Annotated in this window: 26 protein-coding genes and 2 tRNA genes; 10 read left to right on the plus strand and 18 right to left on the minus strand. The window is 52.2% G+C overall.

The features are described from left to right. Positions 1-269 precede the first annotated feature (269 nt). Positions 270-2,054 carry an ankyrin repeat domain-containing protein gene (locus tag ACO6UY_RS12115; protein WP_422449169.1) on the plus strand — a complete coding sequence of 595 codons (1,785 nt, stop codon included), beginning with the start codon at positions 270-272 and terminating at the stop codon, positions 2,052-2,054. Positions 2,055-2,187: 133 nt separating this feature from the next. Next, positions 2,188-4,749: an ankyrin repeat domain-containing protein gene (locus ACO6UY_RS12120; RefSeq protein ID WP_422449167.1), complete on the plus strand. Its 2,562-nt coding sequence runs from the start codon at positions 2,188-2,190 to the stop codon at positions 4,747-4,749. Between the two features lie 21 nt (positions 4,750-4,770). On the opposite strand, the gene sctU is transcribed toward ACO6UY_RS12120, so the two are convergent. From sctU to ACO6UY_RS12165, 9 genes are all read right to left on the minus strand, one after another. After that, positions 4,771-5,832 carry a type III secretion system export apparatus subunit SctU gene (gene sctU / locus ACO6UY_RS12125; RefSeq protein ID WP_101748638.1) on the minus strand — a complete coding sequence of 354 codons (1,062 nt, stop codon included), beginning with the start codon at positions 5,830-5,832 and terminating at the stop codon, positions 4,771-4,773. Further along, the gene (sctT, locus tag ACO6UY_RS12130; RefSeq protein WP_101748639.1) at positions 5,829-6,620 is read right to left on the minus strand and encodes a type III secretion system export apparatus subunit SctT; all 792 of its coding nucleotides are present in this window, start codon (positions 6,618-6,620) and stop codon (positions 5,829-5,831) included. Before sctT ends, sctU begins: the two co-directional genes overlap by 4 nt. A gap of 2 nt (positions 6,621-6,622) precedes the next feature. Further along, positions 6,623-6,886: a type III secretion system export apparatus subunit SctS gene (gene sctS, locus ACO6UY_RS12135; protein ID WP_101748640.1), complete on the minus strand. Its 264-nt coding sequence runs from the start codon at positions 6,884-6,886 to the stop codon at positions 6,623-6,625. Further along, positions 6,879-7,547, minus strand: a complete 669-nt coding sequence (gene sctR / locus ACO6UY_RS12140; protein WP_422465451.1) for a type III secretion system export apparatus subunit SctR — start codon at positions 7,545-7,547, stop codon at positions 6,879-6,881. The genes sctS and sctR overlap by 8 nt, the downstream gene beginning before the upstream one ends. Before the next feature lie 57 nt (positions 7,548-7,604). Beyond that, positions 7,605-8,576: a type III secretion system cytoplasmic ring protein SctQ gene (gene sctQ, locus ACO6UY_RS12145; RefSeq protein ID WP_422449164.1), complete on the minus strand. Its 972-nt coding sequence runs from the start codon at positions 8,574-8,576 to the stop codon at positions 7,605-7,607. Positions 8,577-8,584: 8 nt separating this feature from the next. After that, positions 8,585-9,373, minus strand: coding sequence for a type III secretion HpaP family protein (locus ACO6UY_RS12150; RefSeq protein WP_422449162.1), 789 nt, complete (start codon positions 9,371-9,373; stop codon positions 8,585-8,587). A 12-nt stretch (positions 9,374-9,385) separates the two neighbouring features. Further along, positions 9,386-9,889, minus strand: a complete 504-nt coding sequence (sctO, locus tag ACO6UY_RS12155; RefSeq protein WP_422449160.1) for a type III secretion system stalk subunit SctO — start codon at positions 9,887-9,889, stop codon at positions 9,386-9,388. Between the two features lie 4 nt (positions 9,890-9,893). Then, positions 9,894-11,237 carry a type III secretion system ATPase SctN gene (gene sctN / locus ACO6UY_RS12160; RefSeq protein WP_422449158.1) on the minus strand — a complete coding sequence of 448 codons (1,344 nt, stop codon included), beginning with the start codon at positions 11,235-11,237 and terminating at the stop codon, positions 9,894-9,896. Positions 11,238-11,543: 306 nt separating this feature from the next. Then, on the minus strand, positions 11,544-12,050 hold the full coding sequence (locus tag ACO6UY_RS12165; protein WP_101748737.1) for a type III secretion system chaperone: 507 nt from the start codon (positions 12,048-12,050) through the stop codon (positions 11,544-11,546). 245 nt (positions 12,051-12,295) lie between these two features. Between ACO6UY_RS12165 and tadA the strand changes: the two genes are divergently transcribed. The 5 genes from tadA to ACO6UY_RS12190 all read left to right on the plus strand — a co-directional run bounded on the left by tadA (position 12,296) and on the right by ACO6UY_RS12190 (position 18,983). Continuing rightward, positions 12,296-12,790: a tRNA adenosine(34) deaminase TadA gene (gene tadA, locus ACO6UY_RS12170; protein WP_422449154.1), complete on the plus strand. Its 495-nt coding sequence runs from the start codon at positions 12,296-12,298 to the stop codon at positions 12,788-12,790. A gap of 206 nt (positions 12,791-12,996) precedes the next feature. Continuing rightward, complete coding sequence (gene purL / locus ACO6UY_RS12175) at positions 12,997-16,917, plus strand: phosphoribosylformylglycinamidine synthase (RefSeq protein ID WP_422490069.1); 3,921 nt, start codon at positions 12,997-12,999, stop codon at positions 16,915-16,917. Between the two features lie 41 nt (positions 16,918-16,958). Next, positions 16,959-17,429: a glycine zipper 2TM domain-containing protein gene (locus tag ACO6UY_RS12180; protein ID WP_422449150.1), complete on the plus strand. Its 471-nt coding sequence runs from the start codon at positions 16,959-16,961 to the stop codon at positions 17,427-17,429. Positions 17,430-17,501: 72 nt separating this feature from the next. Next, positions 17,502-17,810 (plus strand): hypothetical protein, encoded by a 309-nt coding sequence (locus tag ACO6UY_RS12185; protein WP_422449148.1) that lies wholly within the window; start codon positions 17,502-17,504, stop codon positions 17,808-17,810. 324 nt (positions 17,811-18,134) lie between these two features. After that, entirely contained in the window at positions 18,135-18,983 is an 849-nt protein-coding gene (locus ACO6UY_RS12190; protein WP_422490071.1) for a sulfurtransferase, read from the plus strand. Between the two features lie 11 nt (positions 18,984-18,994). Here the strand turns inward: ACO6UY_RS12190 and ACO6UY_RS12195 are convergent, their stop codons facing one another. Continuing rightward, positions 18,995-19,243, minus strand: a complete 249-nt coding sequence (locus ACO6UY_RS12195) for a hypothetical protein (protein ID WP_422490073.1) — start codon at positions 19,241-19,243, stop codon at positions 18,995-18,997. Positions 19,244-19,604: 361 nt separating this feature from the next. Here ACO6UY_RS12195 and ACO6UY_RS12200 point away from each other — a divergent pair, with 361 nt between their 5' ends. The 3 genes from ACO6UY_RS12200 to ACO6UY_RS12210 all read left to right on the plus strand — a co-directional run bounded on the left by ACO6UY_RS12200 (position 19,605) and on the right by ACO6UY_RS12210 (position 21,398). Continuing rightward, positions 19,605-20,969, plus strand: a complete 1,365-nt coding sequence (locus tag ACO6UY_RS12200) for a class II 3-deoxy-7-phosphoheptulonate synthase (protein WP_422465445.1) — start codon at positions 19,605-19,607, stop codon at positions 20,967-20,969. A 180-nt stretch (positions 20,970-21,149) separates the two neighbouring features. Beyond that, a tRNA-Pro gene (locus tag ACO6UY_RS12205) sits at positions 21,150-21,226 on the plus strand. 95 nt (positions 21,227-21,321) lie between these two features. Then, a tRNA-Pro gene (locus ACO6UY_RS12210) sits at positions 21,322-21,398 on the plus strand. A 105-nt stretch (positions 21,399-21,503) separates the two neighbouring features. Here the strand turns inward: ACO6UY_RS12210 and ACO6UY_RS12215 are convergent. The 8 genes from ACO6UY_RS12215 to ACO6UY_RS12250 form a co-directional block, all read right to left on the minus strand. After that, on the minus strand, positions 21,504-22,535 hold the full coding sequence (locus ACO6UY_RS12215) for a hypothetical protein (RefSeq protein ID WP_422490075.1): 1,032 nt from the start codon (positions 22,533-22,535) through the stop codon (positions 21,504-21,506). Further along, entirely contained in the window at positions 22,532-22,744 is a 213-nt protein-coding gene (locus tag ACO6UY_RS12220; RefSeq protein ID WP_422490077.1) for a hypothetical protein, read from the minus strand. Before ACO6UY_RS12220 ends, ACO6UY_RS12215 begins: the two co-directional genes overlap by 4 nt. Positions 22,745-22,765: 21 nt before the next feature. After that, positions 22,766-24,130, minus strand: coding sequence for a DNA cytosine methyltransferase (locus tag ACO6UY_RS12225; RefSeq protein ID WP_422490078.1), 1,365 nt, complete (start codon positions 24,128-24,130; stop codon positions 22,766-22,768). Positions 24,131-24,244: 114 nt separating this feature from the next. Next, the gene (locus ACO6UY_RS12230; RefSeq protein ID WP_163370967.1) at positions 24,245-24,445 is read right to left on the minus strand and encodes a hypothetical protein; all 201 of its coding nucleotides are present in this window, start codon (positions 24,443-24,445) and stop codon (positions 24,245-24,247) included. Between the two features lie 70 nt (positions 24,446-24,515). Beyond that, on the minus strand, positions 24,516-24,950 hold the full coding sequence (locus ACO6UY_RS12235; RefSeq protein WP_422490081.1) for a zinc-finger-containing protein: 435 nt from the start codon (positions 24,948-24,950) through the stop codon (positions 24,516-24,518). After that, positions 24,943-25,173, minus strand: coding sequence for a hypothetical protein (locus ACO6UY_RS12240; RefSeq protein ID WP_422490083.1), 231 nt, complete (start codon positions 25,171-25,173; stop codon positions 24,943-24,945). The genes ACO6UY_RS12235 and ACO6UY_RS12240 overlap by 8 nt, the downstream gene beginning before the upstream one ends. After that, positions 25,154-25,339 carry a hypothetical protein gene (locus ACO6UY_RS12245; RefSeq protein WP_422490085.1) on the minus strand — a complete coding sequence of 62 codons (186 nt, stop codon included), beginning with the start codon at positions 25,337-25,339 and terminating at the stop codon, positions 25,154-25,156. Before ACO6UY_RS12245 ends, ACO6UY_RS12240 begins: the two co-directional genes overlap by 20 nt. Before the next feature lie 12 nt (positions 25,340-25,351). Next, on the minus strand, positions 25,352-26,589 hold a 1,238-nt coding region (locus ACO6UY_RS12250; protein ID WP_422490087.1), incomplete at its 5' end, for a helicase-related protein.

Genomic DNA, 26,589 nt, shown 5'->3' on the forward strand with positions numbered 1-26,589 from the left:
ACTGAATATTTTCACCACGTTCAGAAGGGCCAATCGTCTGTTCAGATGATAAACGGCATCGGATTAATAATCTGGAAAATAACAGCTTGAATCTTACCGTGACAGATCAACGTCGTTTGTTTCTGATCATTCCGGTCATTAAATTTATAATATTTTCGTCGTAAAAAAGCTCTCGGAATTTTTCTTTACCAGCAACAGCTATTTATATTGAATTATTGTTTATTCTTTTTCCCCAGGCTTTTTCCACCATTTACCAATACGGCTGTTTTATGAATCCCGTTGGCTGTTACTCTTATCCTGTATCTACTGATACTTCAGGGGCATTCAGTGATGATGAGTGTTCCATTTGCAAAGAGGATTTCCATGGCCGTAGTGTGGTACCCGTTATCGTCAAAACCAAATGCGGGCACAGGTTTGATCTGGACTGTATTTCGAGATGGCTCGGTTCCGGATTCGGGCAAGGGACCTGTTGCATTTGTCGCCAGGCAGTGTTACCGCTGGTACGGGAGGCCGGTGCCTGTGTTTATGAGGACTCACCCTTCTGCGAAGCCCTTCCACTGCAAGCCTGTCGTAATGGTGATGTCGAGAAATTAACCGCGCTTTTGAGGCTGGATCCCGGCATTGCCCGGAAAACGTTCAGGTCTGCTATTACAGGGCGGCCAGTTGATCTAATGATCGTCTCTGCCCAGAACAATAACGCCGCCTGCCTGAAAGCCCTGATGGCTGCGGGGGCGGATCCCAACACGGTCCGGTCTGCGGATGGTGCCACCCCTCTGTTAATCGCTGCCCAGGATAATGACACCGCCTGCCTGCAAGCCCTGATGGCTGGGGGGGCGGATATCAACGCCACCTTGGCTTCGGGTGCCACAGCACTGTTCATCGCTGCCTGTCACAATAGCATCGCTTGCCTGCGCCTCCTGATCACTGCCGGGGCGAAACTCAATGCCGCTCAGGGTCCGGAGGGTGCCACCCCGCTGTACATTGCTGCCCAGAAAAATAACATCGCCTGCCTGCAAGCCCTGATCACTGATGGGGCGGATCTCAATGCTGCCCTGAATACAGGTGTTACCCCGCTGTTCATCGCTGCCCAGAAGAATCACATCGCCTGCCTGCGAGCCCTGATTACTGCCGGGGCAGAGCTTGATGTCGCCAGAACTTCAGATGGTATCACCCCGTTGTTGATTGCTGCCCAGCAGAATAGCATCGCCTGCCTGAGAGCCCTGATCACCGCAGGGGCAAAGCTCAATGCCGCCATGACTTCGGGTGCCACCTCGCTATTCACCGCTGCCCAGCATAATTACATCGCCTGCCTGCAAGCCCTGATCGATGCCGGGGCCGATCTCAACGCCGCCCGGGCTTCGAATACCACACCGCTGTTTATCGCTGCCGAGAACAATCACATCACCTGCCTGCAAGCCCTGATCCTTGCCGGGGCGGATCTCAATGCCGCCCGGACTTCGGGGGCCACCCCACTGTTCATCGCTGTCCAGAAAAATAGCATCGCCTGTCTGCAAGCCCTGATCACTGCCGGGGCAGATTTCAACGCCGCCCTGAATTCGGGCACCACCCCGCTGTTCATTGCTGCCCAGGACAATCACATCGCCTGCCTGAAAGCCCTGATCACTGCCGGGGCGAAGCTGAACACCGCCCGAAATACCGATGGTGCTACCCCGCTGTACATTGCTGCCCAGCACAATAACGTCAACTGCCTGCTAGTCCTGCTCATTGCCGGGGCAGATCCCAACATTGCCTGCACGGATGATGGGGCGACCCCACTTTACATCGCGGCCCAGGACAATAACATCACCTGCCTGCAAGCCCTGATCTCAGGAGGGGCGGATCCCAACATTGCCTGCACGGATGATGGGAGTACTCCGCTGATGGTCGCTGCCGAGGCCAATCACATCGCCTGCCTGCAAGCCCTGATTGCGGCAGGGGCAGATCTCAACGCCCGGACTACGGATGGTGCCACTGCGCTCTCCATCGCTGCCGAAAACAATAATACCGCCTGCCTGCAAGCCCTGAGCGCAGCCCTGGCCAGGAAGGAAGACTGAGAGTAGGCTCCCGGAGGCAGCATCAAGCCAGCCTGTGTTCCCAACGCCTTTAAACAGTTGTTATTGCATTGAATTTTTTTGTTTATTGTTCATCTAACCCTGTCACTGATTAACACATGCGGGTGTTTGCTCTATGGATGTCACTCCCGATTATTCATCCTCCGTTCCCATGGAGGTCTCCGGGTCGTCGGATGAGGTTTCTGGTGCCAATGGACATGGGGCTTTTCATGGCCGTGACGCAGTACCCGTGTTCGTAAATACCCGGTGCGGGCACCGCTTTGACCTGGATCGTGTTTCCAGGGATTTTGCCAGAGAACTGGTCGGGACACGTAAGTGCGCGGCTTGTCAGAAGAATCCGATGCCTCTGGTGAATGAGCATACCGGTGAATATTACCGGGACGAACACTTCCCTGATCCGATATTTTTTTACGCCTGTATTCGTGGGGATCAGCCTTTGATTCGTTCCCGGTTGCTCCAGGGGGTTAATGTTAATGTCCCTATGGAGCATGACTTAACCGCCCTGATATGGGCATCCCAGAACGGGTGCCTTGAGGTCGCAAGGCTGCTGATCGACAGCGGTGCTGACGTCGATGCCGTTACGGACAAAGGCATCACAGCCCTGATGTCAGCATCCCTGATCGGAAGCCGGGAGATCGCCAACCTGCTGATCAACAACGGCGCTGACATCAATGCCGTTACCAACAAAGGCACCACTGCCCTGATGCTGGCAGCCGGCAGGGGGCACCGGGAGATCATCGTACTGCTGATGGACAGGGGAGCTGAGCTCAATGTCTGCCGGAGCAATGCCGACAATCTCAATGGCTGGACAGCCCTGATGTCGGCATCCGATAACGGGCACGTGGAGGCTGCCAGGCTAATGATCAATAGGGGGGCTAAGGTTAATGTCGTTATGGAAAATGGCTCCACAGCCTTGATGTTGGCATCCGGAAACGGGCATTGCGAGACCGCTGAGTTGCTGATCGACAATGGTTCCGAGGTCAATGCCGTTATGGATGATGGCTCAACAGCCCTGAAGCTGGCAGCCAATAACGGGTACAGTAAGGTTGCCAGGCTGCTGATCGGCAACGGCGCAGACGTCAATGCCTGTGCAGACAATGGCTTGACTGTCCTGATGTCGGCATCCCTGTACGGCAAGCCTGATGTCGCTGAACTGCTGATTGACCACGATGCTGAGGTCAATGCTGTCAGTGAAGATGGCTTGACTGCCCTGATGTTGGCATCCCGGTATGGGCATCTGGAGATTGCCCGGCTGCTGATCGGCAGGTTCGCTGATGTTAAAGCCAGGATGGATGATGGTACCAATGCCGTGATATTTGCAGCCAGGAACCGACATTGGGAGATCGTTAAACTGCTGGTCAACAGCGGTGCTGAGGTCAACGACAGTACGGACAATGGCTTGACTGTCCTGATGTCGGCATCCTGGTGCGGACAGTGGGAGGTCGCCGCGCTGCTGATCCACAAAGGTGCAGATGTCAGTGCCAGGGTGGATAATGGCTTGACTGCTCTGATGTCGGCATCCCAGAGTGGACACAGGGATGTCGCCGTGCTGTTGATTGGCAGCGGTGCTGATGTCAATGCCACTATGACAGATGGTTCCACTGCTTTGATGTTGGCAGCGGAGAGCGGGTGGAGTGAGGTCGCGGAGTTGTTGATCGAAAGTGGCGCTGAGGTCGATGCCGTAACTGACAATGGCTTGACTGCCCTGATGTCGGCATCGGAGAACGGGCAGCGGGAGGTCGCCAGGCTGTTGATTGTCAGGGGAGCTGAGGTTAATGCCAGTATGACTGATGGCATCAATGCCTTGATGTTGGCAGCCATGAAAGGGCAGTTGGGCACCACAGAACTGCTGATCAGCAGGGGTGCCGAAGTCAACGCCAGTAACGACGATGACTTAACAGCCCTGATGATTGCGGCCCGGAGCGGCTTCAGTGACATTGTCTGGTTGCTGATCGACAAGGGCGCGTCTGTCAATGTCTGTATGCCCGACGGTTTCACTTCTCTGATGTTGGCATCCCGGAATGGGCATCTGGAGGTTGCCCGGCTGCTGATTGCTAACAACTCTGAAATCGATGTTGCCATGGATGATGGTTCCACTGCCCTGATGTTTGCCTGCGAGAAAGGACACCGGGAGGTTGCCAGGTTGCTGATTGACCGGGGCGCTGACGTCAATGTCGTTATGGACACTGGCCTCACTGCCCTGATGTTTGCATCTCAGAATGGACACGTGGAGATTGTCAGGCTGTTGATCGACAGGGGGGCTGAGGTCGATGTTGTGTTAAAAAATGGTACCACCGCCCTTATGTTGGCGTCCCTGCACGGGCGGCGTGAGGTCGTCGAGCTGCTGATCGACATCGGCACTGAGGTCAATGTTGCCAGGAACGATGGTTTTACTGCCTTGATGTCGGCATGCGAGAGAGGCTATCGGGATGTTGCCGGGCTGTTGATCGACAGTGACGCCAAGGTCAATGTCCGCATGGGAAATGGTGCCACTGCCCTGATGTTTGCATCCCGGAATGGACACGTGGAGACTGTCAGGCTGTTGCTCGACAAGGGCGCTGAGCTCAATGCCAGTACCGACAATGGCGTCACTGCCCTGATTTTGGCAGCACAGAACAGGCAGCGGGAGGTTGTCGAACTGCTGATCAAAGTCTTGATACGGGAGGGGATAGGATAAAATACGATTTCATTCGGTCAGCTACTCGCCGGGCGACTCACCCTCATTTTCCTGCTCTTTAATTTCCTGTACCCAGCGGAATACTTCGGCAACGGGCTCAATCAGCTCGCCGGGAATAAAATCGGCAATGTTTAAATGAAACAGGGCATGCGCCAGTGGTACGTTTTCAAGAACAGGGATGCCTTCTTTTTCAGCAATTTTGATAATAAACCGGGCATGACCACCACGACCTTTAACCGTGACAACAGGCAGTGGCGTCTTACCCTGGCGGTACTGCAAACCAATGGCCAGATGGGTTGGATTTTTAATAACAACGTCTGATTTGCCGGTGTTTTCTGCCTGGTTGAGTATTTCCTGATGAATTTCCTTCCGCTTGCCTTTGATTTCCGGGCTACCTTCACTCTCTTTATGTTCCCGTTTGACCTCATCCTTGCTCATCCGGTTCTGCTTCATAAAGTTGTAGCGCTCAAACATATAGTCGAGAATGGCAATAATCACGAAAGCAACCATGGCGTAGAGCAGCAGCTTTTTTATCAGATGGGCAGCGACCGGTAATATGCATGAAGTGCCGCAATAGGGCATGTCAACCATATCGCCCACACTGCTGTAAATGACGTAATACACAACAAATGACAGAAACAGGATTTTGATCACCGACTTGAAAAACTCCATAAGGTTTTTCATGGCGAAAATCTTTTTCAACCCGCCAACCGGGCTGATTTTTCCAATATCCGGTTTAATACCTTCAGGCGCAAACAGCAGGCCAAATTGCATGACGTTGCCGATAATGGCAGAAAACATGGAGACGGCGACCAGGGGAATCAGCAGGTCCATGGTTAAACTGAGAATACCGTGGGTAACGATTTTGAAAGAGACTTCAAAGGGTTCGTTGTAGCTTAACGTGGGAAACACCACCATCTGCTTGATCTTGTCAATAAAGGTGTCACTCATGTACCAGAGCGTTGCCAGTACCGCGATAAGGTTAAAGGTGCCGGATACTTCTTTACTTTTGGCGACCTGGCCCTTTTGCCGTGCATCGCGGAGTTTTTTGGGGGTGGGCTGTTCGGTTTTTTCTGCACTCATTTCCAGATCACTCCCAATGATTCAAACATCTCAGGGATTCCCATCATGTGCTTTTGGGATAATTCCAGAATGGTTCCTATGTAAACCACCAGAATAGCAAGGGCAACACCGGATTTAATGGGCATGGCCAGGATGAACACGTTCAGCTGGGGAGCCGCCCGGCTGATCAGGGCAATGCCAAATTCGGTGATGAACATGCAGATGATGACCGGCGCGGAGAGCCACATGGACAGTTTGATAATCAGGTCAAACTGGCCAAGGAAAAACGTCACCGCTTCCTGATTGATCTTTGGGAAGTAGCTGAATACCGGCCAGACCTGGTAGGTGAGCATCATGCTTTCCAGCATCAATAGAAACAGCCCACTGGTCATGATCATGGCAATAAAGGCCTGGCTGAACAGGATGCCCATCGGGGAGGTTTCTGCGCCGGAAAACGGGTTGAGGGTACTGGCCATGGAAGCACCCCGCTGGTTATCAATAAAAAAACCGGCGGCTTCCATTGCCCAGAATGGGATCGCCAGGACGAAACCCATGATGGCACCGATAAAGACTTCTTTGATCACGATGCCACCGGTGTCGTAGATTGTCAGTGTTTCGTCGGGTTTGGTCTCAGACAGCATGGGGTGCATGAACAGCACCAGGCTCATGCAGATGCCGTTGCGAATCATGGACCCACCAAGGTTCCGCTTGTGCAGCATAGGCAGAACGGTAAACATGGCAACGATGCGAGGCATCCCCATTGACAGGATGTAAAACCACTCTTTCAGATCATCAATGGGCAGGATCATGGTCAGAGCCTTTCGAACATATCCATCACGGCCACTGAGAAGTTATAAACCTCGATACCCATCCAGCGGGATGTCAGGAAGATACTGATAATGACCGCGACCAGTTTGAAGGCAAATGGCAGTGTCTGTTCCTGAATCTGGGTCAGTGCCTGAATCAAACTGATCAGCAGGCCAACCGCCGATGCCGCGATGATAGGAGGCATGGACAGTAACAGTGTCAGCCAGAGTGCCTGGGCTGTGAGTGTCAGTATATGCGGGTCATGCATAACTTAGCACCAGTCCGTGGATTAGCCGGGTCCAGCCATCCAGCAGTACGAACAGCAAGAGCTTGAAGGGCAGGGATATGGTCATGGGTGACACCATCATCATACCCATAGCGAGAAGGATGTTAGAGACGATCAGGTCAATAACGATAAACGGCAAATAGAGCAGAAAGCCAATCTCGAAGGCCTTGGTCAGTTCAGTGATACAGTAGGATGGCATCAGAACTATCAGGTCATCTGCGCTCAGTTGTGCCTGGTACGCCTTTGGCCACAATATTCTTGCGGTTTTCAGAAAGAAGTTTCTTTCCCGCTCCGTGGTATTTTTTTTCAGGAAGTCCCGATAGGGGGCTATCAGCAGCTCGATGTTATTCATCAGCTCTCTACTGTCTTCACCCTGAAAGCTGATGTTCTCCTCTTGCGCGATATCCCATGCCTCAAAACCTACCGGTGCCATGATGTAAAGCGTCAGGATAATGGCCAGGGCATTCATGGCGATATTGGGAGGAATCTGCTGCAGACCGGTAGCGTTTCTGAGAATGGAAAATACCACCACCAGTTTCAGGAAGGATGTACCCATCACCGCAAGAAAGGGCACCAGCGCCATCAGCGCCAGTGGGATCATCAGATAAAATGGACTGGTGAGAGTTATTGCGCCGCTTTCCATAGTCGCCTTTTCCAGTCTCAGAGTATGAACAAGAGACTTTATTGTTTAGGTAGTCAGTCAGTCGACAATTCTGGTAATACGTGCACCCAGTCGATTATTTATTTGTACCAGCTGGCACTCGGCAATCAATTTGCCGCCGGCACGAACCTTAACCGGTTGTTCGATGGGACGATCCAGCTCAAACACATGGCCAGGCTGAAGAGACTGGACTTCCTGTGCGGTGAACTGCTGTCGCCCCACTTCGAATACCAGGTCAATCTCAATATCTGACAGGTCGATAGGCTCCTGTTCATGATGCATTTGATCGTCTTCCATTGAGTCCATCCTGTGCTTGATGGTGATGTGAGAACCCTCTGCTTCCCCGATGAAAGCCGTATCCGGGTTCACTCTGATAATCAGCTGCTGCCCGGTGACGTGGTAATTAAAAAATACAATGTCACCGACACCCAGGGCGCTGGTTTCCTCTTTAGACAGTTTTGCCCGTCCAAGTTCAAGACCTGCCCAGATAGGTATATCGGTGGATTGCTCCCGGATATGAGTGGGCAGCAGTTTGAGCAGCTCAAAAACAATGGGCGTGCTTTCCAGGTAAATGGGGTACTGCGTACCGCCTATCCGGATATTCATCGCCAGTTCTGCACGCTTTGATTTATCTTTATTCGGTGCCAGGTCAGTAAACTGGATGGCAATACCAAGCCCCTGCATCAGATGCTCCAGCAGGGTTTGCAGCCTGTTTCCCAGAGCGGCCAGCATCAAGTCTTTTGGCAGTTTCAGCAGTATCTTGCTGTTCAGATTGTCCGGCATGATCAGGTCAATGAAGGCACTGCCGGTGTACAGAGAAACGGGCTGGTGATTGATTTCCAGCTGCATGCAGATAGCAGGCATGGTTTCCGGGGCAATACTGCCCAGGGATATGTCCCACCTGTCCTCATTAACCGGCAGTGCAAGCTCTGTCTGGCGGTTGCTGAGGATTTGGCCAAGCAGCAGCTGCGACGGTGAGACAGAGGGTAGATCAAGAGTTTCTGCTGCCATGGTTCAACCTATGCCCGGTCGTTTCTGGAAGAGTTCTGGTCGTTATCATCTTCTGCCGCATACTGGTTACGGGAGCGACCATCACTGTCCTGGTTATCGCCGCCTGACATATTGATATTTACCTGAACCTTGTCGTTGGAGAATCGCTCAGCCAGCATTTTCTGCAGGTTGGCTTCATGCTGGGCCAGAAAATTTCCGGCTTCTGCTGATGTGGTGTTCATGGTGACTGTCAACTCGCCACCGTGTCTCTGGATTCTGATCTCGGTACCCGGCAGCACATTGTCTTTCAGGGAAATGCGAACCTCTGCCCCATTCACCGCATCCTTGGCAGACACCTGTATTTGATCGGCCATCTTCTGAAGTGCAGCTTCAACTTCTTTCACGCTGCTGGCCTGCTGGATCTCACGAATCTGGGTCTGAAGCTGGGTATCGGCTTTAATTGGGTTCTGGGCGTTATTGACCATGACCTGCTCAGAGGCGTCTTCGCGGGTATTCTTGAACATATTCTCATTGTTTTTCTCTTCCTGAGAACCTTCGCGAGAACCTTTTTCCTGGCGTCCCCTGATGGCATTCTTAGAGTTTTTGTTCCGCTCGGCCAGCAGGCTTTCCAGACTTTCCAGGCTTTGCTCCTTATCGCCACCCGTTTTTTTCTCTTTGCCACGCTTTTCTTTTGCCATGCGATCCGCAAAGTCGTTAGCCTGCTTATCGGATACATTGCGACTTTGCTGGTTAGCATCATTCTGTTGCGGGGGTGGAGTTGGCTGAGTGTTGGTTTGATTCACGCCGTGTGTTGACATGATGGTTAACTCCTATTCCTTGGATTTGACGGTAAATTCTTCCATTTCCAGATCTTCAAGACGTTTGGCTTCTTTCTCAGCCTCTTCATCCTGTACCTTGCAGAACTCCTCAAACTTCTCCACAGCCATCTTGGCTTTAAAGTGAGCCTGTCTCGCTTCTTCCAGGACCTGCTCCGCTTTGACTACCTGTTGTTGTGCTTCTACCACCCGTTTTTCTGCATCGGCAATGGCCTGTTCCAGGGAGGCATCTTTCTCCCGTAACATGGCAACTTTCTGCTTCAACAGATCCAGATCATGCTGCTGAACACTTGTGTTCATAATGTTATCGTATAGCCGCTGTTCTTCTTGACTGCGCCATACAACATACTCTTCCAGATCCTTTTGACGTTGTGCCACTTCCTGCTTGCGTTGTTCGACCTCCTGATGGGCGAGATCCAGCTCATGCTGACAGCGCTTCACCTCCCGTTCAGCCGATTCCTCCCGTATATTTTTAACCTTCAGCAGATCATGCAGCATCTTCTCAGTAACCTACGATTTGCTGTAGTTGGGCAATTGTCTGGTCGAGGGGCATCAGTTCATCCGTTCTCTGCTTGAGAAAAGAGCGGATGGTTTCAATTTTCTGAATCGCCTCGTCGGCCAGTGGGTCAGCCCCCTGTTTGTATTCCCCGACTTTTACCAGTAATTCAATATCTTCATATTTGGACATCAGGGCTCTTGCCCGACTGACCGCCGCCCGGTGGTCTTCGGTAGTAATGGCATTCATCACACGGCTGGCACTGGCCAGCACATCAATGGCCGGGTAGTGCCCGGATGCGGCCAGCTTTCGGGAGAGAATGATATGACCATCAAGAATCGAGCGTGTTTCATCCGCTACCGGCTCGGTCATGTCATCCCCTTCAACCAGCACGGTATAGAGTGCCGTAATAGAGCCTACATCTGACATCCCGGTGCGCTCCATCAGCTTGGGAAGGGTGGCAAATACCGAAGGCGGGAAACCCCGACGGGTCGGTGGTTCTCCGGCGGCCAGTCCGATCTCACGCTGGGCACGGGCAAAACGGGTGACAGAGTCCATAAGCAGAAGAACCCGTTTGCCTTTATCACGAAAAAACTCAGCAACGGCTGTTGCAGTGTAAGCGGCTTTGGAACGCTCCATGGAGGACTTGTCGGAGGTCGCCACAATAATAACCGATTTCTTAACCCCCTCCGGGCCAAGGTCGTGCTCGATAAACTCCCGCAGCTCCCGCCCCCGTTCACCGATCAGGGCCAGTACGGTGACATCCACTTCCGCTCCCTTGACCAGCATGGACAACAGGGTACTCTTACCACCACCGGCCGCTGCAAAGATCCCCATTCTCTGCCCTTCACCACAGGTTAGAACGCCATCAATGGCTTTAACGCCCAGGGGAATGGGGTGGTCAATAATTCTTCGGGTCATGGGGTCGGGGGCATCGGTATAAACCGGGTAATGAGCTTCAGGCTCAATGCCATCAAATGCGTCAGGGTTTAATGGGTTGCCCATACCGTCCAGCACATGCCCCAGCAGGTGAGGGCCAACGGCTACGTGGTGTACTTTGCCGGTTGGAATAACTTCAGTGGTGGAGGAGATCCCCATAATTTCACCCAGGGGGGATAGTACCGTCTCATGTCCCTGGAAACCGACCACTTCGGCGTATGAGTTCCGGTCGCTGTCATCAGGGTTATTGGGGGATACCAGCTCACAGAGCTCACCGATTTTGACACCAGGCACCGCCGCTTTGATGATCATGCCCTGAACTTCAGTAACACGGCCACGAATATCAATCAGCCTGCCGCTTTCCACGGTGCTTTGCAGCGCATTGGTGAGATAGTTAAAAGTTTGAGCCAACTTGATGCCTCCATTATTTTTCTTGCTATGGATATGCTGCTATCGAGATCCTTCTGCTTTCCATGCTCGGTAAATGCAGCATTACCTGCCCTGACAGCATGGAGTTATTATCCAGACGCGGCAGAGTATAGTTGCTCTACTCAATACGTGGCTGAAAAACCGGATAAAGGATTCCCGAATCCATTACAGGCTGCTATTTTTCTTTTCGGCCTGATGATTTCGAGCTGAAATGGTGTTGGTAAAATAAATGCAGCGAAATAAAAGAAGGGCTGTGAAAGCCCTTCATGGTATTGGGTATTTTGGGAGTTACACCATCATTCCCATATCGCCGGGGCCTCCGGGGGCTCCTCCGGGACCACTCTGGGGGCGGGGAGGGGTGGATGTTGAAGAAGTCTGGTCCTGCTTGGACTCATCCAGTTCACTGACACACCATTCCAGAGTGTTGACGAACTTTTCCAGGGTGGACTCGAATAAACCGTAATCGCAGGAAGCCTGCAGGGAGCGAATCAGCAGTACTTCAGTTTTGTCATGGTTCAAGGCCAGAAAGGCACCCTGCATACTATGGTGCTGGAGGTTCAGTGAACACATTTTTTCCAGCAGTGTGGTTTTCTCCGGACTGTCATGGGTAATCATGGGTCGAACAGAAGCAACAAATACCAGCGCCTCATCATCTTCCAGATACTCCATGTTCACGATCAGGGTGTCGTCAAAACACAACCCGCAGGCATCGTGTTCGTTTAATTTGAGTTCTCCCAGGCCGATGCTCTGGGCAAAGTGTTGTAGATGCTGTTCTACATTCTGCTTGAAAGACATCAGGCCCTTCCCTCCAGTGATTTATTTTTCATAATTGAGCAATTTATTTTTGATAGGCTATTTATAGCTTAGACACTATATATAGCTCAGACATTCGCCATGGGAAAAAATTCCATAGATTTAATCGGCGGATTGTCACATTTCATAAAAAGCTGAAATAAATTCGCCAATCAAGGGATGAAAAGCCTGCCGTTTTACTTCATGATGCAAAATCGCTCAAGATTGTCAGGTTTGGTAGATAGTTTGTGATTGATGACACCATTTGGATGAAAGAAGCCCTGCTGGAAGCTGATAAAGGCCGTACCCTGGGCGAGGTGCCCGTCGGTGCTGTCGTGGTTAAGGAGGGTCAGATCATCGCCCGGGCGTGTAATCAACCTATTTCATCCTGTAATCCCGTTGCTCATGCTGAAATTCTGGTACTTCAGTCAGCGGCTGCAGCCATTGGCAACTACCGTCTGCTGGATTGTGATCTCTATGTTACGCTGGAGCCCTGCACCATGTGTGCAGGTGCGATTGTCCACAGTCGGATTCGTCGCCTGATCTACGGTGCAACAGAACCCAAGGCCGGTGCCATTGTCAGTGCCGCAAGGGTTCTTGAACAGCCTCAGATGAACCACCGGGTAGAGGTTACCGGAGGTGTCCTTCAAGATGAATGCAGTGGGATGATCAGCGAGTTTTTTCGTTTTCGCCGTCAGCAAATTCGTGAACAGCGGGGAAAGCAGCCTTTTGTTGATAAATAGCCTGTGACTGCTGGTTTCCGAAGGCTGGTTTCGATTATTATAGGCAGCCTTTGAATATCCCCCTGAGTTGAGAGGCTAAAGCATAAGGGCTGGCTGTAATCCAATCAGGAAGTGGCCACTCATCCGGGCTTCCTGATGTTTATTATTAGCTCACCCAGGCTGTAGCTCCTCACTAGCTGTTAATTGGCCCGAGGACAGACCAGAACATGCTGATACTGCGTGGCACCCCTGCACTTTCCCAGTTCCGCCGTCAAAAGTTGCTTGCTCAGCTGCAGAGCCGAGTGCCAGAGATCTCCTGTGTTGTTGCTGAATTCCAGCATTATGTGAAAATCCAGTCGTCCTGTGCACAAGGTCTGAGTGAGAGGCAGTCTGATATTCTGGCCAGACTATTGACTTACGGCCCAAAGATTCAACAGATAGAACCTGACAGCTTTTCTTCCAGGGCAGAATTTCTGGTGGTTCCCCGTCCGGGCACGATTTCCCCCTGGTCCAGTAAAGCATCCGATATTGCTCACAATTGTGGCCTCGGTATGATCCAGCGAATCGAGCGAGGCGTTCGGTTTGTGGTGTTTGCGGATACCCGTTTATCAGAAGATCAGGAAGCACGGATTGCAGATTTGCTCCATGACCGGATGACCCAGGCTGTCTTCCGTGATGAGGGTGAAATTACCAAACTGTTTGCTGTGGCCGAGCCAGCCCCGATGACTACTGTGTCCATTCTGGAAGGCGGCAGAGAGGCACTGGCTGCGGCTAATCTTTCCCTGGGCCTGGCTCTGGCTGAGGATGAAATCGACTATCTGATAGAGAGCTATCAAAAACTCGAACGGGATCCTACGGATGTTGAGTTGATGATGTTTGCCCAGGCGAACTCGGAACACTGTCGGCATAAAATTTTTAATGCTTCCTGGAGTATTGATGGTGAAGAGCAGGACCTTTCCCTGTTCAAGATGATCCGAAATACTCACGCCCTGCACAGTGAAGGGGTGCTGTCAGCTTATAAAGATAACGCCTCGGTTATTGAAGGTTTTCACGCAAAACGGTTTTACCCGGAATCTGATAGCCGTGAATATGGTTTCAATGAGGACGATATTCATATCCTCATGAAGGTAGAAACCCACAACCACCCGACGGCCATCGCACCCTGGGCGGGAGCCGCCACCGGTTCTGGTGGTGAAATTCGTGATGAAGGTGCCACCGGTAAGGGATCCAGGCCCAAGGCCGGTCTGACCGGATTCACCGTATCTAACCTGAACATTCCAGGCTATCAACAGCCCTGGGAACAGGATTATGGCAAGCCAGGCCGCATTGTCTCGCCGCTGGAAATCATGATCGAAGGCCCATTAGGCGGTGCCGGTTTTAATAATGAGTTTGGTCGTCCAAACCTGTGTGGCTATTTTCGTACCTTTGAGGCCAGCGTCAAAGGCGTTGCAGGCTATGAGGTTCGTGGCTATCACAAGCCCATTATGCTGGCCGGTGGTCTTGGCAATATCAAAGCTGAACACGTTGAAAAAGGGGAGATCCCGGTGGGTGCCAGGCTGATTGTCCTGGGCGGTCCTGCCATGCAGATTGGCCTGGGTGGTGGCGCGGCCTCTTCCATGACATCGGGTGAAGGTCAGGAAGACCTGGACTTTGCCAGTGTGCAACGAGACAACCCGGAAATGGAGCGTCGATGCCAGGAGGTGATCGACCGTTGCTGGCAGCAGGGGGACAGGAACCCCATCGCATTTATTCACGATGTGGGGGCCGGTGGTCTCTCCAACGCACTGCCTGAACTCGTCAGTGATGGTGGCCGGGGCGGTCACTTCCAGTTGCGTGCCATTCATAATGATGAACCGGGCATGTCGCCGCTGGCGCTCTGGTGTAATGAGTCCCAGGAACGTTATGTGATGGCGGTGGCTGCAGAAGACCTTCCCCGCTTCGAGGAGGTCTGTCAGCAGGAGCGTTGCCCTTATGCCGTGGTAGGTGAGGCGACCCAAGAGCAGCGGCTGCTGCTGGATGACAGCCACTTCAATAATCACCCGGTGGATATGCCGCTGGATGTGCTGCTGGGTAAACCACCCAGGATGCACCGTGAGATTCAACGTCAGTCCTTCGAGCGTGATCCCCTGGACCTGACCGACATCAAGCTGCTGGAAGCGATGGAGCGGGTATTAAAACTGCCATCCGTTGCCAGCAAGAACTTCCTGATCACCATTGGCGACCGAACCATTACCGGTCTGGTTAATCGTGACCAGATGGTGGGCCCCTGGCAGGTGCCTGTGGCAGACTGCGCGGTGACCGCAACGGCTTTTCAGGGCTATACCGGCGAAGCCATGTCCATGGGGGAACGCACACCGCTTGCCCTGATCAATGCTCCTGCTTCCGGGCGCATGGCGATTGGCGAGGCGATCACCAATATCTCTGCTGCCCGTATTGGTAAAATCGGCGATATCAAACTGTCGGCCAACTGGATGGCCGCAGCAGGTCATCCCGGTGAAGATGAAAACCTGTTTGATACGGTTAAGGCCGTGGGTATGGAGCTTTGCCCGGCACTGGGTATTGCTATTCCGGTGGGTAAAGACTCCATGTCCATGAGCACCCAATGGCAGGAAAATGGGGAAGATAAGCGTGTCACTTCACCACTGTCGCTGGTTATCTCGGCATTCGCCCCGGTTCGGGATATTCGCAAGACGGTGACGCCTCAACTGAGGACGGATCAGGGTAATACTGATCTGCTGTTGATTGACCTTGGCCGTGATCACAACCGACTGGGTGGTTCAGCACTGGCCCAGGTCTATGGTCAGTTAGGTGACTCGGCACCGGATGTTAACTCTCCGGAAGATCTGAAAGGATTCTTTAATGCCATTCAGGAACTGATGGATAAAGACCTGCTGCTGGCCTACCACGACCGCTCCGACGGTGGCCTGTTTACCACCCTGATTGAGATGGCGTTTGCTGGCCATACCGGTATTGCGGTTGATCTGGATAAGCTGGCTGGCAACAAGTCCATGGTTCTGCCAGCTCTGTTTAATGAAGAGCTGGGTGCGGTTATCCAGGTGCGCCACCGCGAGAAAGGCCTTGTTAAGGATATCCTGGCTCAGCATGGTCTTGCTGCCTGTTCTCACACCATCGGTACCCTGGCTGCTGGCCAGCGGGTATCGTTCCGGTTCAATGGAGCCGAGCTGGTCAGTGAAAGCCGGATCAAGTTCCAGCGCTGGTGGGCAGAAACCAGTTATCGCATTCAGGCGCTGCGGGACAATGCCGAGTGTGCACGACAGGAGTTCGATAACCTGCTGGATGATCATGATGACGGGCTTCATGCCTCCCTGCCTTACGATATCTCTCTGGATGTGCCCTATATCAACACCGGTGTTCGTCCAGCCATGGCCATTTTGCGGGAGCAGGGTGTCAATGGTCAGGTAGAAATGGCGGCGGCCTTTGACCGGGCTGGTTTCAAAACAGTTGATGTGCACATGAGTGATATCCTGTCCGGTCGACGTACTCTGGATGAATTTACAGGTCTGGTGGCCTGTGGTGGCTTCTCTTATGGGGATGTTCTGGGAGCCGGAGAAGGCTGGGCCAAGTCGATTCTCTTTAATGAACAGGCCCGTGATCAGTTTGCCCGCTTCTTCGATCGTCGCGACAGTTTTGCCCTGGGTGTATGCAACGGCTGTCAGATGCTCTCCAATCTGCATGACCTGATTCCCGGTGCTGACTACTGGCCTCACTTTGTCCGCAACCAGTCTGAGCAGTTTGAGGCCCGGGTGGCGATGGTTAAGGTTCAGAAGAGCCACTCAATCCTCTTCCGGGGGATGGAGGGTGCCCGTATGCCAATTGCTGTCGCTCATGGGGAAGGGCATGCCGAGTTTGCCGATCCGTCTCACCTGGAGCGGCTGGCGAACAGTGGTCAGGTGTCTTTGCAGTTTGTGGATAACCAGGGCAGGCCCACCACACGTTATCCCTACAACCCCAACGGCTCGGTGCAGGGAATTACTGGCCTGACCTCTGCCGATGGTCGGGTTACCATTATGATGCCCCATCCTGAGCGGGTATTCCGTACAGTTCAAAACAGCTGGCACCCGGAGCACTGGGGTGAAGATGCACCGTTGATGAGAATGTTCCGCAACGCACGGGTCTGGGTCGGTTAACAGGAAAGGTCTTTCCTGTTTTCCCAAAAGGAGTTAACGACATGAATTTGAGACGCTATTGGGCCATATTGCCCCTCACTTTTGCCGCTCTGCTGTCAGGGTGTATGACGGACAGCACAGGGACAACCTATTCAAGCAGTGAGGCCCGGAGAATCCAGCAGGTCAGTTTTGGCACTGTTTCCGAGCTGCAATATGTAACACTGGAAGGCACTGAAGGTGCTGTGGGTACTGTAGCCGGTGCGGCCATTGGTGGTATTGCAGGATCCAGTGTTGGCGGTGGCAGAGGCAGTGATATTGCCGCTATCCTGGGCGGAGTTGCCGGTGGTGTGCTGGGGAGCAGGGCTGAAAAACAGCTGACCACACAGCAGGGTATTGAGATGACCATTCGGCTTGATAGTGGAAAATATATTTCAGTGGTTCAGGAGGTTGACTCAAAAGCGCCTATGCAGGTGGGTGATGCGGTGAAGATTTTGACGCAGGGTAACACGACTCGGGTTGTTCGAATGCGATAGTTTGATGGAGCGGGGCTCGTCTCCGCTCTTGAATAAGTTTTGGAGGCTTTCCGGCTATGGGTGAGGATGGGCATGAGTAACAAGACAATTGCAGTAGTGCTGGCGGCTCTTCTGGCTCTGGGTGTGACTGGCTGGTTTTTGCTGGCTAAAAAGGATGAGCCTGAACCATTGCCCGTAACGGAAGTCATTCCGATACAGCAGGAGGTCATAGACACGCCGGTGGAAGAGCCTGCTTACTCTCCGGGCATCGAATTTGACGAGTCTTCCGAAGAAACCCGAATCATCCTGAAAACGCCGGATAACGGAGAGTTGAGCAACCTGCTTTCGGAAAAAGTGCTTCGTGACGACAAGGTAGTGGACAAGCCTGCAACCGGAAAATGATGAAAGTGTGAGACATATCTCACATTTTTTCGCGTAATCACTGCTATTGCCATCACGAGTGTATTGATAACGTAAACCTTGCATGGATGCACTTGTCACACGGATGTGACCCCGCCAGCTCTGCTGGTGGGTTTTATTTCTCTTCTTAACTTCCCTTTCCTCCGAACTATTCCTCCCTTCGAACCACGGTTATCAGGACTGGTTGCAAAGCCACTGTCATTTTTTTACTGTGTGGCAAGAAAAGTAAACCTTCATAAATGTTTCATAGTGGTGTGTTAGCTGCACTGGGCTCCGCCTCGGTTAGCAGCCAGACAGAGGTAAGTGATGCCTTTATTAATAGAGCCGGAGATGCTGGCTACCCTGTTGAACGACCAACATCTGCTGGTTCTGGATGCTCGATTCAGTCTCGCCGACCCGAAACAGGGACGGGTGATGTATCACCAGGGACATATTCCGGGAGCGCTCCATGCTGATCTTGAAGCAGATCTCTCCGGTTTGATTATTCCCGGTAAAACTGGCAGGCATCCACTGCCCGAGTCGGCAGACTGGCAGGCAACACTCCGTCGTTGGGGAATGGATAAGCACTCTCAGGTCGTTGTTTATGATGATGGCGGTCATGCCATGGCCGCCAGGGCCTGGTGGCTGTTACGTTGGGCGGGTATCTCTCAGGCTATGATTCTGCATGGCGGCATGAAAGCCTGGCAGGCGGGCCGTTATCCTGTGACTAACGATGTGTCTGAAGTGGCAGAAACTCAGGCTGATTTTACCACGGGACATATGCCAACGGTTTCAGCGCAGGATCTTATGGCGCAGATAGAAACTGAAGGTAGCCTTAGTTATAAACTGATTGATGCCAGGGCTTATGAACGATTCCGTGGAGAAGAAGAAACCCTGGACTCGCAGGCTGGGCACATTCCCGGGGCGGTATGCCATCCATTCGCCAAAAACCTGGATGAAGATGGCCGCTTTCTTTCAGCGGATCACTTGCGGGAACTATTTACTGCACTGGTTGGCGACGACTCCCGGCCTGTCTTCTACTGTGGCTCCGGTGTTACCGCCTGTCACAATATTTTTGCCATGGAGCTTGCGGGTTTGTCGGGTGCCACACTGTACCCCGGCTCATGGAGCGAATGGATAATAGACCCCCTGCATCCTGTCGCCAGAGGCCAATAGCTTCGTGTCATTCAGAGTAACCCACGGGATTTTATCGGGCTCAGCTCACGGATGTGTTTCTGCTGAGCCAGCCTGCCAACAATCTGATGCTGACTGGTAAAACCGGAAACGCACATCTTGATTTCATACTGATCTTTTTTGCTGTTCAGCTCAGCAACAAAACTTTTCAGGTGTAACCCGTTCTCGCAGCTGCACTGGAGAATTTGTTCAAGGCTGCCGGGATCACTGGTGGTGATCAGTCGAAGGTTCAACTCGTTCACGCTGTCATTTCCTGTCAGTGGCAAATGGTCATAAAAAAGCCCCCGGACCGGTTAGGGTGCGGGGGCTCGTTTCTGCTTTTCAGCTATCCACGATAACCCCCCCGGAGCATCATAATGGTGCCGGGTTTCATGTTAATCATGGCAAGCAGTGAAGAATTCATAGCGATAAGTAAGTATGCGTATTGTTGTTCGGTCAAAACTTATAACAAACCAGATAGGGTTTGTAAAGTCTTAAGTTCGGCTAATCAGCGATAATTCTTGATATATCTTCCATAATTATTCATGGGAAAACCTCTCAGCCTTGATGATGTATTCAGGTAGAATGACTGTTTTTAGCGAGTGTGAAAGAGCTGGTGACTTAATGAATTCATGGACTGTTGATAGCTGGAGACATATGCCGTTGCTCCAGCTGCCGGAATATCCCGACCAGGAAAAATTGAGCCGGGTTGAACAGGAGCTGGCTGCCATGCCACCGCTGGTTTTTGCGGGTGAAGTGAATGAGTTGAGAAACCGTCTGGCAGAAGCGACCGAAGGCAGAGCATTTCTGCTGCAGGGGGGAGACTGTGCAGAAAGCTTCCTGGAGTTCTCGGCTAATAACATCCGTGACACGTTTAAAGTCATGATGCAGATGGCGGTGGTGCTCACCTTTGGTGCTGCCTGCCCGGTGATCAAGGTAGGGCGTTTGGCCGGCCAATTTGCCAAGCCAAGAACTTCTGGCACTGAAACCATCAATGGTGTTGAATTGCCGATCTATCGCGGTGATATCATTAACGGCACCGAGTTTACCCCGGCGGCTCGTAATCCGGACCCCCAGAGAATGCTGCAGGCCTATCACCAGGCTGCTTCCACCCTGAACCTGCTGCGAGCTTTTGCCCAGGGTGGCCTGGCCTCTCTGGAACAGGTGCATGCCTGGAATCTGGACTTTGTTGCAAACAGCCCACAGACTGATCAATACCGCAACATGGCTGACCGAATTGATGAATCGCTGGATTTCATGAGAGCCTGTGGCATCTCAGCAGAGCATTCGTCCACCATCCGAGAAACCGCATTTTATACCTCCCATGAAGCGTTGTTGCTGCCTTACGAACAGGCGCTGACCCGCCGTGATAGCCTGTCCGGTAACTGGTATGACTGCTCAGCCCATATGCTCTGGGTGGGTGACCGAACCCGTCAGGTCGATGGTGGTCATGTTGAGTTTGTCCGTGGTATTCAAAACCCGATTGGTTTGAAAGCAGGCCCAACCCTGCCACCGGATGACCTGATTCGACTGATTGACCGGATCAACCCGGAGAATATTCCCGGCAAATTGAACATCATTGTCCGCATGGGGGCTGACAACCTGGAGAAAGGCCTGCCGCCACTGCTGAAAGCGGTTCAGCGTGAAGGGCGCAATGTGCTCTGGAGCTGTGATCCAATGCACGGGAATACCTACAAGGCCAGCAATGGTTATAAAACCCGCGAAGTATCAAAAATTCTCTCAGAAGTTGAGCAGTTCTTCGCGGCCCATCGCGCCGAGGGAACCTATGCCGGTGGCGTTCACTTTGAAATGACCGGTCAGAATGTGACGGAGTGTGTCGGCGGTGCCAATGCCGTGACGGAAGATCATCTGGGCAATCGTTATCATACCCACTGTGATCCTCGCCTGAATGCCGATCAGGCGCTGGAGCTGGCATTTCTGATTGCTGATACCTTGAAAAAGTGCCGTAAATTGAGAGATAGTGCATAGCTGAGGCTCAATCACGAAAGACCGCATTAGCATCATCCGGTGATATTACGACATTAGCTCTGGATGCCACTGTTAATGCGGCTAACATATTCCGTTTAACCAGCAAGTTTAAAAAATAGACATGGTTTACTGATAGCTGTTGACTTATCGTTCAAAAACAATATGATAGGTTTCATCTGACGGGGTATAGCGCAGTCTGGTAGCGCGCCTGCTTTGGGAGCAGGATGTCGGGAGTTCGAATCTCTCTACCCCGACCATATTTCCTTTTCTTACTTCTCTTCTTAAAGCTTCATTGAATTCTTCTCTGCTGCCATTGACAGTTTCGTCTGCATGTCTAGAATAGCTCTGGCTTCGGCGTGTAGCGCAGCCTGGTAGCGCATTTCGTTCGGGACGAAATGGTCGGAGGTTCGAATCCTCTCACGCCGACCAAGGAAATCAAGGGCTTACGAGAATTACATATAAATAATTATTGATTTGAAGCCCTTTTGAGAACAAAATTGAGAACAAAACACTTGTTTAGGAAACCTGTGTTGTTTACTTGGAACCTTTGATTTTTGGTGCCTTCCGGATGTAAATCTTCCTGCCTGTTTCGGTTCTGTGGCCTGAGTATTGGCCTTCATGATCGGACACACCTTTTGCTTTCATATCGTGAAAAGTGAACCTTTCTTCTGGTGTAATCTTTCCTGCAGCGACACGGCGACGCATACAGTCTTTGAATCGGCAGGCAAACCGCTGAGGCTCAATTGGTGAGCCGTCAGGTTCATGAAAAAGATACTCGCTGTGTTTGTTGGTGCAGATGGATTTAACCATGGCTACCGCTGTTCTGAGTCTGCGGTTCCAGAGCGTGATTTCGGAAATACTGCCTTTGGCTCTTTTGAGATAAATGCCCTCTTTGAGCAGGTCGTTATAGGTCAGAGCAAAGATTTCAATTTCTCTTGCCCGACACTGGTAGGCTATTTCCATGGCAGCCCTATAGAAGGGTTTCATGGTGCGTCTGACTTTCCGGTATAGCTCATCCGTTATGTAGAACGTTCTGGACTCTTCTTCGAAATTGGGTACTTCTTTGGCAGGGTTCTGCCTGGGGATATCTTCATGCTCCAGTATTCCCCAGGACCAGGCTGCACTGATAAAAGTCTTTATCTGGTTCCGGGTCGGGTTTCCCTCAAAGGTTTTCAGCAGGCGCAGGAGCATGGCCGGGGTAATGTTGTTAAGTAAAAGGTCACCAAAGCGGGTACCGTTATTTGGACCTCGACGATCAATAATTTTGGGATAGTAGACTTCTTTACGGTTGTGCCGGGTAGATTTGCTTAACTTTTTGAACTTTTCACTTTCCATATAGGCAGATAGCAACCATTCAACGGTTTTTCTGCGAGTCTCTTTCACTTGATCCAGCAGCTGGTAAATTTTACCTTCTGGTAAATCCGACGGCCCGAGAATAACGCGCGTACCCCTTTTGCCTTTGCCGTTAAAGCAGCCAAGATACGGCCAGTAGACTAACTGGCCGCGATACAGGAAAACGTCCTTTGGCAGCTTTCTTTTCTTTTTTGCCATTTCAATACTTCTCAAAAAAAGTCCTGCGAATCATCTTTGCCAACTTTCAGTGGAGCATTAACCGCCTGGATCGTGGTCATTACAGAACCACCACGCCCCCGAAAGTAGGCAATGCCGTTGGCACGAAGAAACTCCAACAGATCAGAGGTTCTGGAGTATTTGCACCAAGTCTTGAGCTGCTCTTCCGTAACAAGGTGGTTTGACTCTTTATTAGATGTTTCCATGGTACAAAAGTTCCTTTTTCCTCAGGCCACTTGTCTGGCCGGTCTGGTGAGATTTGCCCGCACCAGTGCTTCGGAAAACTGGGGTGGTACTGCGTTGCCGCAGCGGGCGACCTGATTGGTTTTGGTGAGGCGGTTTCCGTTGGCATCGTGGTCAATGATGTAGTCAGCGGGGAAGCCGTTGGCGGTGTAGAGCTCGCGGGGTGTCAGCATTCTCATACCAATATCGATAATGGAATAGGCTTCACCGGCTACAGTGACCAGCCCAAACCGGTCACGGCTGGTGATGGTATGGCAAGGATCGGTAATGCTCTGGCCATCGCCAGCACCGTAATACTTCACCAGGAACGCATGAACTTTTTCAGAATGGTTGTTTCTCTTCTGCAGCTGCGCAGTAACCAGGGCGTTATGGTCTTTGCTGGTGATGGTGTGCAGTGGTTCGGTCAGGGATGATCCGGTAACGCCGGTGTAATGCTTGGCTATGAAAGCAGTCACCAGAGAAAACGAACCGCCCTTTGGATAAGCGGTAATGGTGCGCAATGGTTGCTCAATGGATTGGGCCAGATCCCGACCGTTGTAATGGGCGATAGGCACAATAAACGGCTTTGGATTATCAACAACAAACTTCTGAATACCCTTGGCTATCCGGCGCAATGTGTTCTCAGCCAGTGGTCTCTTGCGCTCAAAAATACTTGAGCATGGAATGTTCCAGTCAATACAGTCCGCAGCCGTTTTATAAGGCATAAGTCCATGACCATGGGTTGCTGCTGGCCAGACAATGGGCTGCCCATCGCAACGGGCAATCAGGAAAAGCCGTTTGCGAATGGTTGGCGCTCCATAGTCACAGGCTCTCAGTTCTTTCCATTGAACCTGGTATCCATAGCTTTGTAACTGGCCAACAAACTGACGGAAGGTTTCACCCTTGCGGGCTGGGCATGCAGTTCCATCGTCCAGCAGTGGCCCCCAGTCCTGAAACTCTTCCACGTTTTCCAGCATAATCACCCGGGGGCGAACGCGCTTAGCCCAACGAACCGCAACCCATGCCAGACCACGAATCTCTTTGCTTTTTGGCTTTCCGCCTTTGGCCTTGGAGAAGTGCTTGCAGTCCGGAGAGAACCAGGCAAGACCAACCGGACGACCATTGCAGGCTTCAACCGGATCCACATCCCAAACGGATTCGCAGTAATGTTTTGTGTGTGGGTGGTTGATGGTGTGCATGGCTATCGCTTCAGGATCGTGGTTGATGGCGATATCAACAGGTCTTCCCATTGCCATTTCAATCCCGGTGCTGGCTCCGCCACCACCGGCAAAATTATCCACGATCAATTCCCCCGAGAAATTAAGTCCCATCTGTGGTGGGATTCGATAGTTATGACTTTCCTTTTTCATGGCGCAAAAGATCCCCGTCCGCTAAATTAAGCGGTTTTAAAAAGTTCTGATTTCTTTAAAGTTTGGTACTTTAGTTATGTCACTTATGCGAACTCAGTTCGCATAAGCACAGTGTTAGGCGTTTTTAGTCTCTACTGGTGAATCAGCCGACATTGCTCTAATACCATCCTCTGCCAAAAGATGCTTCACGGTTTCGATAACTTGCTGCATTTCTTTTTCGTCGTACTCGTAACCAGGTTCGACGCCGATTTTTGGTTTTCTCAGTACGTTGTAAATGCCAATAAGGTATTTAACTCTTTGTTGCTTCTTGCTCATCTTTATTCCTTCTCGCTCCAGGTTCCCGCCTAACAACAGCTTCGTGTGGACTGCGCCGCACAAGCGAGGGTTATATGCCTAAATAAATCTCACGGGCAGCGGCAGCAGCTTTTTTGCACATCACTGTATCGAACCACCCAAAATGGCATTCTTCTTTCGGAATGCCCAGCTTGTCTGCCAGCTTTTGATAAGCAGCGTTGCGTGTCATCTTTCCCGTTCTGTGCAGAGCCTCAAAAGGTGCTTTGCATTCCTTTCTGGCCTCTCTTGTAGCAGCATCAGCCAACGTACCCAGGGGAATATCGGTTTTTGGGTGCATGCCAACATAGGCGCGGCAACCGTTACACCGGTAAGCCCAGGGCCAGCGACCGAAAGAGCGACCGTAGATTTCAGCATTGTTCACCACGACCACTTCACCACCGCAGTAATGACAGTGGGCAGGCTGGGGCAGTGGGTTGGATACCCGTTTGACTGCCAGGGCGCAGGGGTTGGCAGGTGTTCTAGCCATGATTACTCCGTGAACTTTTCATAATCTCCAGAATCCAGGTATCCGCAATGGTGGCGGCATTACGTCTGGCCATCTGCACCCGTGGCTGCTCCAGCTGCTGGTATTGGCTGAAGGTAATCTGACCCGGTTGCCAAGAGCGACGGTTGTCGCTTTTGATGGAGCGGCTTGCCCCTTCCATGGCGACAATGTCCAGAGCCAACCGGTTAAGATGCTTTCTTTCCATGATCCTGCTCCTGTTCTGACTTAACGGATGGCGTGGCGGCATCCAGTTCCGCCACTGCCTCTTCCAGCTCTTTTGCCACCTGCAGGCGATCCGGCAGGTGAGCCGATGGCATCATGACCATGGCTCGTCCCAGCTGCAGGGCCTGTTTGATTTTCCCGATATTCACTGTGCTCTCCCCCTAAAAAGGAATGGTGTCGTCTTCAAAAGTTGCCCCGGGCTGGTCCCATACGGTGTCCAGCGCATCGCCCCAGCTGTCCAATTCATCATTAATGGCGCTGAAGTCATCGCTGCCCGGTGGTTTCAAGGGTTCCTGCCGTGGGCGTGCTGCCGGGTTGTCATTCCATTCGCTGGGTGTACCAGGCATCGGGCTCATGTCGTAGTTCAGGATCCGCTGGAAACGTCCCTCGGGTTTCACCTGGATACGACTGGGTACCACAAACGGAATCTGCTGATCCCGTACCCGGTCCAGGGCGTCGGCCACGGTTCTTGGGCAGGGGGCATGGAACCCGGCACGTTTGAACCACCACATCTGGGCCTTGTTCTGGGCAAAGCCGGTATGCTCAAAACAGACCCACTCGGAATAGGCGTCAAAGCCACAGCGATAGGTCACCTTTAATGAAGGGGGCTTGTCCTTTTTTTCGTGCAGGTCGTAATGAACGTCATCCACGTTGTACCACTCGGCCTCGACCTGGCTGGCCAGTACGGCCGCACCGCTGGCACTCTCTTCATGCTGTGGGTTTTCCGGCCATTGGTAGGCGCAGTCCGGGCACTCGCGGGTGAAGGCCAGTACAAAGGTTTTGCACTGAGGGCACTCTTTCATGGGTGCTTCACCCGTCACGCCTTTTTTCTTACGACGGATACTGTCTACATTGATCCGGTCAATGGGGCCATGGCGTTCCACATTGCCACCGTAGTCCAGCACCAGGCAGTCGGCCTTGCCGGTCTGTGGGCTGATGCGCAGGCCACGGCCAAGGATCTGCACATAAAGCCCCGGTGATTTGGTCGGGCGCAGCAGGGCGATCAGGTCGGTCAGTGGGGCATCAAAGCCGGTGGTCAATACCCCCTGACTGGTGAGCGCCTGAATTCTGCCCGCCTTGTAGTCACTGAGGATCTGCTCCCGTTCCGCTGCTGGGGTGCCACCGTGCACACAGGCCGTGGTAATCCCTTCATACTCCAGCAGCTCCTTGACTTCCTCCGCATGGGCGACACTGACACAGAATATCAGCCAGGCTTTGCGATCCTTGCCGTAGTGGATGATCTCGTTCACCGCCTTGTCAGTCACATCGTTGCGGTGTACTGCTTCTTCCAGGTCTTTGGTCATGAATTCGCCGGTACGGGTACGGACGCCGGCCATATCAATCTTCTCTTTGCCGCCTTTGCTGATCAGCGGAGAAAGAAAGTCTTCATCAATCAACC

It is taken from the genome of Endozoicomonas sp. ALE010 (assembly GCF_049310165.1).
Taxonomy (GTDB): domain Bacteria; phylum Pseudomonadota; class Gammaproteobacteria; order Pseudomonadales; family Endozoicomonadaceae; genus Endozoicomonas.

Coding starts and splice junctions, on each gene's coding strand:
- sctQ (WP_422449164.1), bottom strand. CDS start 8,576: ATGGCAGCAGAAACTCTTGATCTACCCTCTGTCTCACCGTCGCAGCTG.
- ACO6UY_RS12240 (WP_422490083.1), bottom strand. CDS start 25,173: ATGGAAAGAAAGCATCTTAACCGGTTGGCTCTGGACATTGTCGCCATG.
- ACO6UY_RS12165 (WP_101748737.1), bottom strand. CDS start 12,050: ATGTCTTTCAAGCAGAATGTAGAACAGCATCTACAACACTTTGCCCAG.
- ACO6UY_RS12230 (WP_163370967.1), bottom strand. CDS start 24,445: ATGAGCAAGAAGCAACAAAGAGTTAAATACCTTATTGGCATTTACAAC.
- sctT (WP_101748639.1), bottom strand. CDS start 6,620: ATGATCCTGCCCATTGATGATCTGAAAGAGTGGTTTTACATCCTGTCA.
- ACO6UY_RS12150 (WP_422449162.1), bottom strand. CDS start 9,373: ATGTCAACACACGGCGTGAATCAAACCAACACTCAGCCAACTCCACCC.
- ACO6UY_RS12180 (WP_422449150.1), top strand. CDS start 16,959: ATGAATTTGAGACGCTATTGGGCCATATTGCCCCTCACTTTTGCCGCT.
- ACO6UY_RS12220 (WP_422490077.1), bottom strand. CDS start 22,744: ATGGAAACATCTAATAAAGAGTCAAACCACCTTGTTACGGAAGAGCAG.
- ACO6UY_RS12120 (WP_422449167.1), top strand. CDS start 2,188: ATGGATGTCACTCCCGATTATTCATCCTCCGTTCCCATGGAGGTCTCC.
- ACO6UY_RS12115 (WP_422449169.1), top strand. CDS start 270: ATGAATCCCGTTGGCTGTTACTCTTATCCTGTATCTACTGATACTTCA.
- ACO6UY_RS12190 (WP_422490071.1), top strand. CDS start 18,135: ATGCCTTTATTAATAGAGCCGGAGATGCTGGCTACCCTGTTGAACGAC.
- sctR (WP_422465451.1), bottom strand. CDS start 7,547: ATGGAAAGCGGCGCAATAACTCTCACCAGTCCATTTTATCTGATGATC.
- sctS (WP_101748640.1), bottom strand. CDS start 6,886: ATGCATGACCCGCATATACTGACACTCACAGCCCAGGCACTCTGGCTG.
- ACO6UY_RS12225 (WP_422490078.1), bottom strand. CDS start 24,130: ATGAAAAAGGAAAGTCATAACTATCGAATCCCACCACAGATGGGACTT.
- sctO (WP_422449160.1), bottom strand. CDS start 9,889: ATGCTGCATGATCTGCTGAAGGTTAAAAATATACGGGAGGAATCGGCT.
- ACO6UY_RS12200 (WP_422465445.1), top strand. CDS start 19,605: ATGAATTCATGGACTGTTGATAGCTGGAGACATATGCCGTTGCTCCAG.
- ACO6UY_RS12185 (WP_422449148.1), top strand. CDS start 17,502: ATGAGTAACAAGACAATTGCAGTAGTGCTGGCGGCTCTTCTGGCTCTG.
- sctU (WP_101748638.1), bottom strand. CDS start 5,832: ATGAGTGCAGAAAAAACCGAACAGCCCACCCCCAAAAAACTCCGCGAT.
- purL (WP_422490069.1), top strand. CDS start 12,997: ATGCTGATACTGCGTGGCACCCCTGCACTTTCCCAGTTCCGCCGTCAA.
- ACO6UY_RS12235 (WP_422490081.1), bottom strand. CDS start 24,950: ATGGCTAGAACACCTGCCAACCCCTGCGCCCTGGCAGTCAAACGGGTA.